This window comes from Streptomyces canus, assembly GCF_041435015.1.
GTDB lineage: Bacteria > Actinomycetota > Actinomycetes > Streptomycetales > Streptomycetaceae > Streptomyces > Streptomyces canus_G.
Window position 1 is genome coordinate 1,304,835 of record NZ_CP107989.1, and the last position, 14,680, is coordinate 1,319,514.

The 14,680-nt window shown below is 70.8% G+C and carries 15 protein-coding genes; 7 read left to right on the forward strand and 8 right to left on the reverse strand.

What is annotated here, in order from left to right:
• Positions 1-2: 2 nt before the first annotated feature.
• On the reverse strand, positions 3-674 hold the full coding sequence (locus OG841_RS06130) for a succinate dehydrogenase (RefSeq protein ID WP_328642398.1): 672 nt from the start codon (positions 672-674) through the stop codon (positions 3-5).
• Between the two features lie 120 nt (positions 675-794).
• Between OG841_RS06130 and OG841_RS06135 the strand changes: the two genes are divergently transcribed.
• Entirely contained in the window at positions 795-1,682 is an 888-nt protein-coding gene (locus tag OG841_RS06135; RefSeq protein ID WP_328642397.1) for a LysR family transcriptional regulator, read from the forward strand.
• A gap of 41 nt (positions 1,683-1,723) precedes the next feature.
• Positions 1,724-2,959 carry an outer membrane protein assembly factor BamB family protein gene (locus OG841_RS06140; protein WP_328642396.1) on the forward strand — a complete coding sequence of 412 codons (1,236 nt, stop codon included), beginning with the start codon at positions 1,724-1,726 and terminating at the stop codon, positions 2,957-2,959.
• Between the two features lie 13 nt (positions 2,960-2,972).
• Here the strand turns inward: OG841_RS06140 and OG841_RS06145 are convergent, their stop codons facing one another.
• The 3 genes from OG841_RS06145 to OG841_RS06155 form a co-directional block, all read right to left on the reverse strand.
• On the reverse strand, positions 2,973-5,108 hold the full coding sequence (locus OG841_RS06145) for a putative bifunctional diguanylate cyclase/phosphodiesterase (protein WP_328642395.1): 2,136 nt from the start codon (positions 5,106-5,108) through the stop codon (positions 2,973-2,975).
• Positions 5,105-5,926 carry an SAM-dependent methyltransferase gene (locus OG841_RS06150; RefSeq protein ID WP_328642394.1) on the reverse strand — a complete coding sequence of 274 codons (822 nt, stop codon included), beginning with the start codon at positions 5,924-5,926 and terminating at the stop codon, positions 5,105-5,107. Before OG841_RS06150 ends, OG841_RS06145 begins: the two co-directional genes overlap by 4 nt.
• A gap of 284 nt (positions 5,927-6,210) precedes the next feature.
• Positions 6,211-7,176, reverse strand: a complete 966-nt coding sequence (locus OG841_RS06155; RefSeq protein WP_328642393.1) for an SCO0930 family lipoprotein — start codon at positions 7,174-7,176, stop codon at positions 6,211-6,213.
• Positions 7,177-7,953: 777 nt separating this feature from the next.
• Between OG841_RS06155 and OG841_RS06160 the strand changes: the two genes are divergently transcribed.
• The 3 genes from OG841_RS06160 to OG841_RS06170 all read left to right on the forward strand — a co-directional run bounded on the left by OG841_RS06160 (position 7,954) and on the right by OG841_RS06170 (position 9,611).
• Positions 7,954-8,085, forward strand: a complete 132-nt coding sequence (locus tag OG841_RS06160) for a hypothetical protein (protein ID WP_266511426.1) — start codon at positions 7,954-7,956, stop codon at positions 8,083-8,085.
• A 21-nt stretch (positions 8,086-8,106) separates the two neighbouring features.
• A complete protein-coding gene (locus OG841_RS06165) occupies positions 8,107-8,871 on the forward strand; it encodes a bestrophin-like domain (RefSeq protein WP_328642392.1) in 765 nt (254 codons plus the stop codon).
• 206 nt (positions 8,872-9,077) lie between these two features.
• A complete protein-coding gene (locus tag OG841_RS06170) occupies positions 9,078-9,611 on the forward strand; it encodes a hypothetical protein (protein WP_328642391.1) in 534 nt (177 codons plus the stop codon).
• 103 nt (positions 9,612-9,714) lie between these two features.
• Here the strand turns inward: OG841_RS06170 and OG841_RS06175 are convergent, their stop codons facing one another.
• A complete protein-coding gene (locus OG841_RS06175; protein ID WP_328642390.1) occupies positions 9,715-10,206 on the reverse strand; it encodes a hypothetical protein in 492 nt (163 codons plus the stop codon).
• A gap of 333 nt (positions 10,207-10,539) precedes the next feature.
• Here OG841_RS06175 and OG841_RS06180 point away from each other — a divergent pair, with 333 nt between their 5' ends.
• Positions 10,540-11,217, forward strand: a complete 678-nt coding sequence (locus OG841_RS06180) for a class F sortase (RefSeq protein WP_371563925.1) — start codon at positions 10,540-10,542, stop codon at positions 11,215-11,217.
• Positions 11,218-11,247: 30 nt separating this feature from the next.
• Here OG841_RS06180 and OG841_RS06185 read toward each other — a convergent pair whose 3' ends face one another.
• Positions 11,248-12,114, reverse strand: a complete 867-nt coding sequence (locus tag OG841_RS06185; RefSeq protein WP_328642388.1) for a polysaccharide deacetylase family protein — start codon at positions 12,112-12,114, stop codon at positions 11,248-11,250.
• 318 nt (positions 12,115-12,432) lie between these two features.
• Here OG841_RS06185 and OG841_RS06190 point away from each other — a divergent pair, with 318 nt between their 5' ends.
• Complete coding sequence (locus OG841_RS06190; protein ID WP_057617986.1) at positions 12,433-12,894, forward strand: universal stress protein; 462 nt, start codon at positions 12,433-12,435, stop codon at positions 12,892-12,894.
• Positions 12,895-13,070: 176 nt separating this feature from the next.
• Here OG841_RS06190 and OG841_RS06195 read toward each other — a convergent pair whose 3' ends face one another.
• The gene (locus tag OG841_RS06195; protein ID WP_371563927.1) at positions 13,071-13,673 is read right to left on the reverse strand and encodes a DUF4328 domain-containing protein; all 603 of its coding nucleotides are present in this window, start codon (positions 13,671-13,673) and stop codon (positions 13,071-13,073) included.
• 176 nt (positions 13,674-13,849) lie between these two features.
• On the reverse strand, positions 13,850-14,665 hold the full coding sequence (locus OG841_RS06200; protein WP_328642386.1) for an alpha/beta fold hydrolase: 816 nt from the start codon (positions 14,663-14,665) through the stop codon (positions 13,850-13,852).
• Between the last annotated feature and the right edge of the window lie 15 nt (positions 14,666-14,680).

A 14,680-nucleotide genomic window follows, 5' to 3' on the forward strand; every position in this document is an offset into this window, starting at 1 on the left:
GGTCAGCTCACCACTCCGGTCATGACACCCACGGGCACCGCGATGAAGCCGGCCGTGAGCAGCAGTGCGAGGACATGGGCGACGGCCTTGAGGGCACGGTCGCGGGTGCGGCTGCCGACGCCGAGGGTCTGCGCGGCACTCCAGAAGCCGTGCCGGACGTGCAGGCCGAGGGCGAGCATCGCGAGGATGTAGATGACGTTGCCGTACCAGGTGGAGAAGGTGTCCACGACGTTCTGGTACGGGTGGCCCTCCTGGAAGCCGCCGGAGTGCACGGTGCCGGTCGTCAGGTCGAGGACGTGCCACACGATGAACAGGCCGAGGATGATCCCGCCCCAGCGCATGGTGCGCGTCGCGTAGCTCGCCCGCGGCTTCTTGTGGACGTACCTGCTGGGCCGTGCCCGGATGTCGCGGCGGCTGAGCTGGTACGCCGAGACGGCGTGTGCGACGACGGCGACCACCAGGACGACGCGGATGAGCCAGAGCGTCCACTCGTAGTGCATGAACGGTTCGCCGACCGTGCGCAGCCAGTGCGCGTAGTGGTTGAACTCGCCCGCCCCGAAGAAGATCTTCAGGTTGCCGATCATGTGGACGACCAGGTACAGCAGCATGATCAGGCCGCTGACGGCCATCACGGTCTTCTTGCCGACGGAGCTGTCCCACACGGTGCGTGCCATGGACGGCCGTCGGTCCGTCCGCGTTGCCAGAGCCATGGGTCAAGACGCTAGGGCCGAACGGGCCGATCGGTCCAAGACATGGTCCGGCTTGATTCCATAGGGAACGGCTATCGTACGAGGATGCAGTTCCAGCAGCTCCAGTACTTCGTGGCGGTCGCCGAGACCCGGCACTTCACCCGCGCCGCCGACCTCGTCCATGTGGCACAGCCGTCCCTGTCCCAGCAGATCAAGGCCCTTGAGCGGGAGCTCGGGGCCGATCTGTTCCTGCGGGCGCGCGGCAACATCTCCCTCACCGACGCGGGCGAGGCCCTGCTGCCGCTGGCCCGCCGCATCCTGGCCGACGCGGACACGGCCCGGCACGAGGTGCAGGAGCTGGTGCAGCTGCGCAGCGGCCGGGTCCGGCTCGGCGCGACCCCGAGCCTGTGCACCGGTCTGCTGCCGGACGTGCTGCGCGCCTTCCACGACCGCTATCCCGGCATCCGGCTGATGATCGAGGAGGGCGGCTCCCACGATCTCGTCCGGCTGCTCGCGCGCGGTGCCCTCGACCTGGCCCTGGTGGTCCTCCCGCTGCCGTCGCCGTCCCCGGCGCTGACGACGGTGGAGCTGCTGCGCGAGGACCTGGTGGTCGTGTCCTCGCCGGAGGGACCCGCGCCCGGCGGTCCGGGCCGCCGTACCGTGCGCGTCGCCGACCTGGAGAGCGAGCCCCTGGTGATGTTCCGGCACGGCTACGACCTGCGCGAACTGACCGTGGCCGCATGCCGTGCCGAGGGCTTCGAGCCGGACTTCGCGGTGGAGGGCGGGGAGATGGACGCGGTGCTGGGCTTCGTCCGGGCGGGCCTGGGCGTGGCCGTCGTACCGCGCATGGTCGCCACCCGCTCGGGCCGGGGGCTGCGGGTCACCCCGCTCGCCCGGCCCGGCCTGCACCGGACGATCGCGCTGGCCCACCGCAGCGATGTGGCTCCGCCGCGGGCGGCACGGGAGTTGCAGCGGATGCTCCTGGAGCGCTGAGCGGTCGTAGCATGGGGTTTTCTCAGACGGGGTGGGCGGGGATGAAGCGGCGGATCGTTGCGGTGGGCGCGGCACTGCTGGTGCTGGTGGGGTGCGCGGGGAACACCGCGTCCGGCGGATCGAAGAGCCCGGCGGTCTCCTCGCCGTCCGGTGACTCCGGGCTGACGGTGGAGACGACCTCGAGGTCCGTCTCGGGCCCGTGGCGCGCGTGGACGGCGTCCCTCTCCAGCCGGGAGGCCCACGGCAGTTGCGGCGCGACGGCGCACCAGGTGGTGTGCGCGACCGACTCCGGCGGATTCGTGGGGCGTTCGCGGGCCGACGGCCGTATCACCTGGACCGTGCCCGCGGGCGACCACGGCAAGAGCGCCGGACTGGTCGTCGACGCGGCCGACGAACGGGCCGTGACCGGGGTCGCGGGCAGGCTCCGCGCGGCGAACCTGCGGACGGGTACGCAGGCGTGGACCCATCAACTGCCCACCAGCCGGGCCTACTTCGCCCTCGGCGCTGCGGATGGGATCGTCTACGCCCTCCACGCGCCGGCTCCCTTCACGGACACCGCCGCCGTCCTCGACGCCGTGCGCGCATCCGACGGCACGCCCCTGTGGCACCGGACCGTCGGCTGGAGCACGGGCGAGCCCCTGGCCGCCTTCCGGGGCCGCGTCTACACGGCCGACGGCACCCGGGTCACCGCCCGCGACGCCCGCACCGGCGACACCGTGGCGACCAGCCCCACGGGCGTCGAGTGCCCGCACCTCGTCACCGGCGGCCACTACCTGGTCTGCACCGGCAGCCCGTTCTCCGCCGAGGACACCTTCCCGCCCATGCGACGCCTGGATCCGGCGACGCTGAGGCCGCTGCCGACCCCGCGGAACACGATCAACAAGCCCGTGCACGGGGTGATCTCCGACGACGGGGTCCTGGTGCTGTACGAAGCCGGCGCCGAGGACACGAGCGCGGGCGACTGGTTCGCGTACGACCTCGAGAACGACCGCAAACTGTGGAGCACGTACGCCACCGAGGCGGACGCCGCCGTGGCCGGCGGCCGGTTCGTGACCTTCACCCCCGTCAACGACCGCACTACGCGGGGCCGCGTGCTCACGATCGACCTGCACGCGGGTCCGCGGGGGACCGGAACCGCCGCGCCCCGCATGTCCGCGGCGTACGCGCAGACCCGAGACGGCGAACACCCCGTGGTCGTCGTGCCGGACGGCGACACGGGCCATGTCGTCGTCATGGCCCGTACCCACGGTTCGCTGCGGTCGCTTCCGCTGCCCTGAGGGGGCGGGGCGTTCAGCCCGTCGCGTCCACCAGCGCCAGCTCGTGCAGCCGCTCCGGCGGGCCCGGGCGGGCGTAGTACCAGCCCTGGGCCGTGTCGCAGCCCAGTATCCGCAACTGCTCGGCCTGGGCCCCGGTTTCGACCCCCTCGACGGTCACCGCGAGGTTCAGGCCGTGGGCGAGCGAAACGATACCCTCGACGATCTTGAGGTCGACGGGATCGGCGGGGAACTGCTGCATGCTCTGGGTGAAGGAGCGGTCCAGCTTCAGGACGCTGACCGGGAGGCGGCGCAGGTTCGCCAGGTTCGAGTAGCCGGTGCCGAAGTCGTCCAAGGCGATGTCGACGCCCATCTCGGCCAGCCGGCGCAGCGGCTTGAGGAGGTCGTCGTCGGCGCCGATGAGGGCCGACTCCGTGACTTCGAGGCACAGGGCATCCGGCTCGACGCCGGCGCGCTCCAGGATGTCGACGGTGTCCTGGACCAGGCCGGGGTGGGTGAGCTGGCACGGCGAGAGGTTGACGTTGATCCTCTGAGGGCCGTTCTCCCCGTAGCGTTCTCGCCATTCGCGGGCCTGCCGTACCGACTGCTCCAGGACCCAGCGGCCGAGCGGCACGATCAGCCCGGTGTGCTCGGCGAGCGGGATGAACCGGTCCGGGCCGAGCACCCCGTGCTGTGGATGCAGCCAGCGCACCAGCGCCTCGGCGCCCCGCACACTGCCGTCGCCGAGGTGGACCAGCGGCTGGTACTCGATGAAGAACTCGCCGCGGTCCAGGGCCGCGGGCAGCGCCGTGGTCAGCCCGTGCCGGGTGATGGCGCGGGCGTCGGCCTCCGGGTCGGCCAGCTCGAAGCGGTTGCCGCCCGCCGACTTGGCCCGGTACATGGTGATGTCGGCGCTGCGCAGGACCTCCGCCGGACCCCGCTCGCCCGTGGGGCCCTCGACGATGCCGATGCTGCCGCGCACGGTCAGCTCGCGGCCGTCGATACGGACCGGGGCGAGCAGCACGTTCATGATGCGCGCCGCGAGGTCGTCGACCTCGCTCTCGGTGTCGGGCCCTGTGGTCAGTGCCACGAACTCGTCACCACCGAGCCGGGCCACCATCTCGCCCGGCGCGGTCGCACACGACTGGAGCCGGTCGGCGACCTCCACGAGCAGCCGGTCGCCGGCCGCGTGGCCGAGGCTGTCGTTGATGGTCTTGAAGCCGTCGAGGTCGAGGTAGCACAGGCCGAACCGCTGGCCCTCGCCCGCGTTCAGCGCCTTCTCCAGGCGCTCGAAGAACAGCGTGCGGTTGGGCAGTCCGGTGAGCGCGTCGTGCGTGGCCTCGTAGCGCAGCCGGAGGTTGAGCAGCCGGCGCTCGGTGGTGTCCTCCATGAGGGCGAGCTGGTACTGCGGGACGCCGTCGGCGTCGCGCAGCAGGGAGACCGTCAGGTTGGTCCACAGGGCCGTTCCGTCCGGGCGGTAGAAGGCCTTTTCGAGGTGGTAGTGCTCGCGCTCGCCGCGGACGAGTTCGTCGTAGAGCGTCCAGGTCTGGGGGGCGTCCTCGGGGTGGGTCCACTCCTGGACCCGGCGGCCGCGCATCGTCTGGTCGGTGATGCCGAACATGCGCAGCAGCGCGCCGTTGACCTGGAGGACGTTGCCGTCCAGGTCGGCGATGCCGATCCCTATGGCCGCGCCCTCGAACACCGCGCGGAACCGGGCCTCGGTCGCGTGCAGCGCCTGTGCCACCACGCCCTGCGCCTCGAGGGCGGCCTGTGCGATGGCCTCCTGCTCGGCCAGCGTCCGCTCCCGCAGCGCGTGCGCGAACCCGGCGGCCATGGCGTGCTGGAGTCGCGCGGAGCGCGACCGCAGGTCCTCGCGGTCGCCGTCGCCGCCGCAGTAGAGCACCAGATAGGCGTCGACGCAGTCCAGGGAGCGGGTCAGCGCCTCCGGATCCGTGCAGTGCGCGTCGACGAGGGCGGCGCCGACGGCCCGGCCCTCGTCGGTGTCGACGACCCTGGCCGCGAGCGCCTCGCTCAACCGGCGGGCCAGCGGCAGCAGTTGTTCCTCGAACTCCGGCCGGGTCGCGGACGTCGACGTCACCGGGAAGACGGCCCGGCTCCAGATCGTCGCGAACCGGCGCAGTCTGTCCTCCGGCCCGTCCGGCTCGGCGATCACGCCGTACGTCCCACGCCGGCGAACCCGGAGAAGGCCCACGGATCCTCGTCGTCGGGGTTCCAGGTCGCCGACTCGGGCCGCCACCGCGGCGGCGACACCAGTCCCGGTTCCACCATGTCGTACCCCTCGAAGAACCGCGCGATCTCCTCGCGCGAGCGCATGATCAGCGGGTTGCGAATGTCCTTGTACACGTCCACCGCACCCTCGGTCCGCTCCTGCGGAAGCGGCATTCCCTCGTACGACGCGTGCGTGAGCACCAGCAGGCTGCCCGGCGCGAGTGCGTCGCGCAGCTCCGCCACCGCTGCGTAGGGGTCGTCCGTGTCTTCCACGAAGTGCAGTATGGCAACGAGAAGCAGTGCCACCGGCCGGTTCAGGTCGATCAGGCGCTGAACCTCGGGACTGGCGAGGATCTCCCGGGGCTTGCGAAGGTCGGCGGCGACGACTCCCGCGTCCGCGTTGCCCTCCAGAACGGCCTGGCTGTGCGCGACGGCCACCGGGTCGTGGTCGACGTAGACGACACGGGCGCCGGGGCGGGCGCTCTGGGCGACCTCGTGGACATTGCCGAAGGTCGGGATGCCGGAGCCGATGTCCAGGAACTGGGTGATGCCCTCGCCGGCGGCGAACCGCACCGCCCGCCGCAGGAAGGCCCGGTTCGCCTGCATGGTCTTCGGCAGCCCCGGTGCGAACTCCATGACCCTGCGGGCCGCCTCCCGGTCGGCCTCGAAGTTGTGCGAACCGCCCAGGTAGAAGTCGTAGATACGCGAGACACTCGGCACCGAGATGTCGATGCTCCGGGGAGCCCAGGCGGGACGCTCCATGTATCTCTCCAAGGCGTAGACGATCCGGTGTTCGAGCTGAGGCTACTGATCGACCGCCAAGGGAGCGAGTGGAAACGGAAATTGACCGTCCGTTCCCGGTCACTGCCTGCGGCACGTGCCGCTCGGGAACTCCGCGGATCCCCTACGAAAAGTAGGCGCCGCACTCCGGAGAGTTCCGGAGCGGGCGCCGACTCGCGGGGAGTTGGGGGGAATGACGGCTAAACCGGCCCGCCCCCTCCGTGCGGCGCGGAGGGGGCGGGCCGGTGGTTCGGGCGAGACCGCCGTCACTTGTCGGAGACGCCGACCATCTCTCCGTTGGGGCGGACGGCGTACCAGGTGCCGCCGACGCCCTGGCCGTTGGTGTCGCCGGGCGCCTTGTCGGCCGCGAAGGTGTAGATGGGCGAGCAGTTGACCGTCTGCTGCTTGACGCCGTCGGAGCGGGTGAAGCTCATCAGGCCCTTCTTCTGGACGCCCTTGGTGTCGTTCGACGACACGGGCGCCACGGCCGGCCACTTCTCCAGGCACGCACCGGTGCAGTTGGAGACCGGCTTGGGCCAGGCCTTGTCCTTGGCGAAGCGGTAGACCGTCATGCCGTTCTTGTCGACGACGATCTCGCCCAGGTTGGGGTCGTTGCGCGTGGACAGTCCGGGCAGGCTGGCGACCGACGCCTTCTTGCCCGTGGGCGCCAGCGCGTACCACTTGCCGCCCACGCCCTGACCGGTCAGATCGCCGGCCTTGGTGTCCTTCGCATAGCGGTAGGCCGGCCAGCCGGCGATGGTCAGCTGCTTGCTGCCGTCGGCCCGGGTCACCTCACCGAGCAGCGCCTTGTCGATACCGGCGCCGGCCGAGGCGTCGTTCGCGGGTACCGGCGGCCAGGCGGTCGCGCAGTCGCCGTTGCAGTTCGACTTCGGCGGCTCGGCGGTGTCCTCGTCGAAGCGGTAGAGGCTGAGACCGGCGCTGTCGGTCAGCACGTCCCCGAGTTCGGCGTTCGCGGAGACCTCGAGCTTGCCGGCCGAGGCCGACTGGGCTCCCAGGTTCCCCTGGCCACCGCCCACGGTCGAGCTGGGGCTCGGGCTGGTACCGGTTCCGATGCCGGAGCCGACACCGCCGTAGCCGCCCGCCGCCGCCGTGGCGCCGACGTTCTGGCTGCCCACCGACGACGTGCCGCCTTCCTGACCGCACGCCGTCGTCAGCACCAGCACCGCCGCGGCGCTTGCCACGAGTGAGGCGTTCCGCCAGGAGGTCTTCATCGTCAACTCCCCATAATTCAAAAGGGTGTTGCAGCGCCCTGCTGCGCCGCCGCACGACCATGGGTACGCACCGGAGCAGGGGTTGTGTTCAACCGTCCCGCATATTTCTTTTCGGAAGCTGTGACCACACCCGCCCCAGACCGCACAGATGTACCCCCCACCGGACGGGCGAGCGCCCGGAATTCAAACATCGGGCGGTCTTTTGTCCCTCCTTCGGACCAATCTCTTCGCGCCCGCGCGTGAGAGGGCGCGGCAGGCCTCATGATCTCCGTCGTGCATCGACCCGAATCACCCCAATCCGCCTCCGCCATACGGGTGTTGGCCCTGCTGACGTTGACGTGGGCGCTCATCGGTCCCACCGCCGGGGTGGCCGAGGCGGATGCCTGCGCGTACGCCTCTGTCGGCCCCAACGGCGCGGAGGCAGTGGCGGTCGCCGGAAGCCCCAACTGGCCCACGTTCCCGCCGTGCCCGAAGCCCGAGCCTCCACCTCCGCCCACTCCCACTCCCCCACCCCCCGAGCCTCCGTGTACGCCGACACCCACTCCCGACCCCACGCCGACACCGACGCAGAAGCCACCGAAGCCGAAGCCGACGCCCACCCCCGAGCCACCGCCTCCCCCGCCCCCACCGCCCCCACCGCCCGCACCGGCACCGCAACCGGCCGCACCGCGAGCGCGACCCACACCGCCCCCCGCACCCACCCCGACACCGGCTCCCACCCCGGCCCCGACGCGGAAGCCACCGCCCAGGCCGGCCCCGGGCCCCTCCGCGACCCCGGTGACCTACCCGGCCTACCACCACGCGAAGGCGCCCGACCGGCCCACGCACAGCACGACCTCACCCGTGATCTACGTCCTGCTCATCACCGCGCCCGCGGTGGTCGCCGTGGCCGCCCTGCGGCCCCGCTAGTGCCGATCCTGGAGGCATCCCTTGCCGGAATGGCTTGTTCTCATCCTCGCGATGCTGGCCGCATGCGCCGTGGTGGTGGCCATCACGCTCATCCGCCACAAGGCGGCACCCGTGGACGAGGATCCCAGCGAGACCCCGGACGTCATCGAGTACATGACGATGTGGATCGGAGTGGTGTACGCCATCGTCCTGGGTCTGGCCATCGCGGGCGTCTGGGAGGCCCGCAGCTCGGCCCAGGACCACGTCCAGGCGGAGGCCCAGGCGCTGCACGAGATCTCGGAGCGGGTCCAGGTCTATCCGGCCGACACCCGTGACCGCATTCGGGACGATGTCAACGCCTATGTCGGACACGTCGTCACCACCGAGTGGAAGGAGATGGCCGACCACCGCCGCATGACCGGACGCGGCACCGAACTTCTCGACCGGCTGCGCACGGACGTCACCTCCTACCAGCCGAGGTCCGACTTCGAGGCCCAGGCCTACCAGCCGCTCGTCGACCAGGTGGCGGCCGTGGACCAGGCCCGCAACGCCCGCGCGGACTCGGTCGAGCCCACCATGCCCGGGGTGGTCTGGTTCGGTCTGCTGGGCGGCGGCGTCGTCACCATCGGCATGGTCTTCGCGCTGCAGATCCGGCGTACGACACGCGAGCTGATCCTGGCCGGGCTGTTCTCCGCGCTGATCGCCTTCCTGCTCTTCCTGATCTGGGACTTCGACGCCCCCTACAGCCGTGGCATCACGGCGTCGGCGGAGCCGTTCTTCGCCCTCTTCCCGGACATCAAGGGCTGACGGCGTCCCGCCGCGGGCACGGCCGGGGGATGTCCGGCGTCCGACACACCGTCGGCGTCCCCTGACCGGCCCACACGCATGCCCCATTCGGAGCGACAGCGATCGCGCGGACGTACACCTATTCCTAGCGTTTCGGTCATCGAGGTGCATTTTCGACCAAGGCGGAAAAGGTCCGCAGCTGCTCCTCGGGGACCGGAGGAACCACCATGCGCGCGATACGCGTCGCTTCGGCCGCACTGCTGGGCGCGACCGCCCTGACCTTCTCCGCACCGGCCGCCGTGGCGAAGGACACCGACGTCACGCCCTTCGGCTTCAGCGTCCTGCCCTCGACCATCGCCGCGGGCGGACAGGTGGCGCTCCTGCTGGAACGGAACCACGGCGGCTGCAGAGGCTCCGCGACCGTCACATCGGCGGTCCTCGACACCGTCATCATCCCGCCGCACAAGAGCTATGCGACGGCCATCGTCGACTGGGACGCCAGACCCGGTTCGGTGTACCGGGTGACGTTCACCTGCGACGGCGTGAGCGGGTCCACGCGTGTGACCATCGCCGGCGGCCGCCCGGACGGCCCCACGCCGGTGCCGCTCCACCCCGACCGGGGCGTGCGCGCCGGCGAGGGCGGCAGCAGCATCGCCGGGTTCGACCTCAAGGAGCTCGGCATGGGCGCCGCGCTGATCACGGGGTCGATCGGGGCGGCGTACTACTTCTCCCGTCGTCGCAGCGGCGAGGACGACGCGTGACGGCTCCGCCGGGCGCGCAGACCTTCGCCCCGGTGGTTCCTCTCGGAATCCGGGGCGAAGGCCTGTGCCACGTGGGGTCGGAGGTCTCCGAAGGGGGCGGAGATCAGATGTGCTTCTCGGACCGCCGGCGCATCCAGAACACCCCGCCGCCGATGACGGCCAGGGCCACGAGACCGCCGCCGATGGCCATGTCCGTCGGGGTGGCCCCGGCGGAGCTGCTGCCACCGAGGCCGCCGCGGACTCCGCCGATGACGGTGAAGGCCGTCGGGTTGATCACGGTGCCGTTGCCGCAGACGACGCTGATGCTGTGCGATCCCGTGGACGCGTTCCGGTTGACCGTGGCGCGTCCCGTCGCCAGGTTGTTGGCTCCCGTCCTCAGCCTGATCGTCCGGAACGCGTCCGAGCTCGCGGTGGCGTTGCCGGTGCAGTTGTTGACGGTGATGGTCAGTTGTCCGCCCCGGGCGATGACGTTGGGAAGGGCGACGACGTTGCTGGGGCTCAGGTTCATGCCGTCCCGCGCGACGGCCGCCGGGGCGGCGAGTTGGAGCACGGCGACCGCGGCGCCGGCGGCCGCCAGGGCACGAGTAGTACGCATGTGAATCCTCCGCGGGAGACGCCCCGGGAACGGTCCCCGGTGGATCGGCGAGAAAACGCCTCCCAGAAAGACCCTCAGATGCCGTGCGCAAGCCCGCATTTCGGCACTGGTCCGAACTGGTGAGAGGACACGCCGAACGAAAAGCGCACAATCGGATATCTCCGCAGGTCACGGACCGTCAGAAAATTCCTGCTCACGGCAACTCGGATGGCGCACCAACCGCGTCAGGGGGCCACCCGTTCGCCGTCGCCCCGTCGCCGGTTTCGCGCGCGGGACTTAGCGTTCTCGTATGCGCGAATGACGTGGCGACGGCCGCGTCGAGAGGGGAAGTCAATGTCTGCGTCCGAGCTGGCCGGGCTGGCCGAAGAGGAGGAGCAGCGGAAGAAGCGCGCTCCCTGGGGCGTGATAGCGCTTGTTCTGCTGACCGGTCTCGCGCTCATTCGGAACGGTTCGGGGGAGTTCGACGTCGGCCCGCCGCAGCCCGCGTCGGCGGCCGCGGCGGACAGCCGGGTGCACGGCACCGCCTTCGGCAACGCCCCCGCCCCCGCTCCCCTGCCGTACGCCGCGCCCGACCGGGTCTCCATCCCGGCGATCCGGGTCGACGCGCCGATGGTGCCGGTCGGCCTGGACCCGGACGGCTGGGTCGGCGCGCCGCCGCCGGAGGACCCGAATCTGGCCGGCTGGTTCACCGGCGCGGTCTCCCCCGGCGAGAAGGGCACCGCGGTCGTCGTCGGCCATGTCGACAACAAACAGGGCCCCGCCGTGTTCTACGGACTCGGGGCCCTGAAGAAGGGAAATCGCGTCGAGATCAGGCGCAAGGACGGAAAGACGGCCGTCTTCGAGATCTACGGCATCGAGGTCTTCGAGAAGAGCAATTTCCCCGGAGACCGTGTCTACGGCTCCAAGGGAACCCCCGAATTGCGGGTCATCACCTGCGGGGGTGGATTTTCCAAGAACAACGGCTACGACGGAAACGTCGTCGCCTTCGCCCGCCTGGTCGAGGTCCGCTGAGCGTTCCCCGACCAGGCGGGCGCGTTCCGGCTATACGTACTGCCGTCGCGGGACGGTGATGTGATAGCCGGAATCGATGAGCTGCGGCAGATAGTCGCGCAGCGCCCGGACACTCTGGGAGCGGTCGCCCCCGGCGTCGTGCGAGAGCACCACGACGCCGGGGGCGGCGTTGTTCTCCACCGTGCCGACGATGCGGCGGGTGCCCGGGGTGGTCCAGTCGAGGGTGTCGACGGTCCAGGCGAGGGGTTCCATGCCGAGTTCGGCGCCGAGTTGGAAGGCGGCGCGGTTCCAGGCGCCGTAGGGAGCACGGAACCATTCGGGCCGCTCGCCGTAGGCGTCCTCGATGACGTCTGAGGTGCGTTCCATCTCGGAGCGGATGCGGGAGCGGGTGAGCCGGGTGAGCAGGGGGTGGGACCAGGTGTGGTTGCCGACGATGTGTCCCTCGTCGGACATCCGGGCCAGCAGGTCCTGGTTGTCGACCGCCATCTCCCCGCACACGAAGAACATGGCCCGTACGTCGTACTCGGCCAGCGTGTCCAGGATGTGCGGGGTGTAGCGGGGGTCGGGTCCGTCGTCGAAGGTCAGCACCATGGTCCTGCCGCGTCCGGAGACCTTCAGCAACGGCTCGTGGCGCACCAGCGTCTTCCGGCGGGTGGCGTGCGGCGGGCCGTACCCGGTCAGGGGCTGGAGGCGGTAGGCCGAGGACTTGACCGCGCGGTGGGCCGGTGGGCCGGCGGCGGGGAGCGCCGGCCCGACCGGCTTCTCGCCGGTGACCGCCGCGAGCACTCCGGCCGTGCCGGCGGCCCCGACCGCGGCGGCGCCGGCCAGCAGGGCCCGACGCCGGGTGAGCACCGCCGCCGTCGACGACAGCCGTGTGAGCAACTGATCCTTCGTCATGACTCATCAGTCGCCCGGCGGAGCTCCGACGCACCTCAGCAACACCGGTGTGGCGGCACGAATGCACCCACCCGGCCCAGTGAGGACGTGCCCGGGCGGCATGGCGGAGCGTCAGGCCGACGTCGTACAAGGGCAATCGGCTTCGGCCCCGGCCTCGTCCCCTCCGTCGAGGCCGGGTGCCGAGGGCTGCGGCGGGCTTCGGTGGCGGCCCGCTCGCGGCCCGCCCCTCGGGTGCCCCTTTGCGGCAAAACTTGCGCACCCATGTCGACGGGTCCCCGAATGCCGTCCGGACCTGCGGCTTCCGATAGCCTCACAGCCGTGACGGAACAGCATGCGCACCAGTTCGAGCGGGGCACGGACGGGCCCAAGGTCATCGTCGTCGGCGTGGACGGCTCCGACTCCTCGCTCCGCGCCGCGGCATACGCCGGCGGTCTGGCCCGGCGGCAGCACGCACTGCTCGCCGTCGTGTACGTCCAGCCGGTGATCGCCTCGGGTGCCGCGCTCGGCGCGCCGGTCGCCGAGACGACCGACGAGATCGCCGAGGACCTGGTCGCCCAGATCCGGCACGCGACCGAGCAGAACAAGGGGATATTCGATGTGCGCTGGGAGTTCCACACCTTCCGCGGCGACCCCTACAGCGGGCTGACCAAGGCGGCGGACGAGCTCAAGGCCGACGCGGTCGTCGTCGGAGCCTCGGAGCAGGCCGGCCACCGGATCGTCGGTTCCGTCGCGGTGCGGCTGGTCAAGGCCGGGCGCTGGCCGGTGACCGTGGTGCCGTGAACCCGCTCGGGGTCAGGAGAGCGCCACCTCGCGCAGCCGGTTCCGTACTTTCAGCCGGCCTTCCGCCGCCTCACGGGCCGAGGTCACGCGAACTGCATGATGTCGTCGGCTTCGTAGCGGCCGGATACAGAGGCCGCCGGCACCCGGAGACCTCGGTCTCGGAACCAGGCCATGCCTCACGCCTGGGCGACAGGTGCGAACGGAACGGTGGCGCCGAGCGCCGCGCTCTGCAACGCCGTGACGCGCTCGATGACGAGCCCCAGCAGCACGGCCGCCGCGATCATGAGCCCCTCCGCCACGATGAGGAAGGCCGTCGACCCCGGGGCCACCCGGCCCGCCGCTAGCAGCACCAGCGCGTGCGTGATCCAGGCGATCCACCACAGGTTCACCAGTGTCGTGTCTCGCTTCGGCTCCCATGACGCGGAGCTCGCGCGCCCGATGTCGAGGACGAACCGGCGCGGGACGAAGAAGTTGACCACCGGTATGAACCACGCGCCGACCGTCCAGCCCCGACTCGGGAGCGAGGCCTGGGGGGACAGCTCCTGGGCGTTGCGCCGGGACCGGGCGAGCCACACGAGGAACAGCACGGTCGCAGGAGCCGACACATAGAGGAAGATCATCGAGATGAGGCCCGACCTGTGCAGGGACGCATCGGTGGGGTGCAGGTAGTGATCCCGGACTGCCGCCGCGCGGAACACGTCCGCCACGGCGGCCGCCGCTATCGCCACCTGCGCTGAGCGGGCAAGGATCCAGGGAGCCTTACGGGCGGTACTCGTCATCGACTTCGGCCTGTCTCGGAGGCGTGTGCGGCCGCAGCGGACGCTGAGGCGGAGTGATCATAGGGTCTGATCGCCGCACACATGTACGCCTTTCGGGTCCGCAGTCGGAGGAGTGCGGTTTCCCTCACGCCGAACACCTCCGGGCCGCGGACACCCCGGCCGGCGAAAGTGCGAGGTCAGAGCGAGCGCAGGAAGTCCAGCACGATCGCGTTGAACTCCTCGGGCTTCTCCAGGCTGGGGAGATGCGAGGCGCCCTCCACCAGCACCGAGCGGCCGTTCGGGACGGTGCCGGCGAAGCGTTCCGCGTCGGCGATCAGGTCCGGCACGTCGAGCGTGCCGTTGACCATGAGCACCGGGACGTCGATCTTCGGAACCCGGGCCCAGGTGTCGGTCATGGGTACGTGCCAGTCCCGTTCGCCCGGTGTGTGCTTGGTGACGGTGTGGACGGCCATGTCGCGCAGGTGCTCCAGGATGCGCGGGTCGAGCTCGTCGGGCGAGCGGAACGGACCACTCACGGCCCTGAGGAAGATCTTCAGCCAACCCTCGATGTCGCCCGAGTGCAGGGCCCGGTGGGAGTCGGCCACGATCTTCCTGGTTGCCTCGTGGGTGTACTGGAAGTCGCTGACCGAGGCCCCGCTGACGACGATCCCCCGGACCAGTTCCGGATACTCGATCGCCGTGTCACCAGCAATGGCTCCGCCCATCGAGGCACCGACCAGGACCGCGGGGCCCACGTCGAGATGGCGCAGCAGCTCGGCGAGGTCGTCGGCCCAGCGGAAGGACTTGGTGGCGTTGGCGGTCCAGCCGTGTCCGCGGGCGTCCACGGCGATGACGCGGTACTCGGCGGCGAAGGCCGGTATCTGGGCGTCGAAGAGGCGGTGGTCGACGTAGCCGGCGTGCAGCAGGACCACGGGGTCCCCGGTTCCGGTGTCGAGATAGGCGATGTCCCCGTCGGTGGACGCGAAGTAGCTCAGTTCCGAAGCAACTGTCATGACAACCAAGGTGTC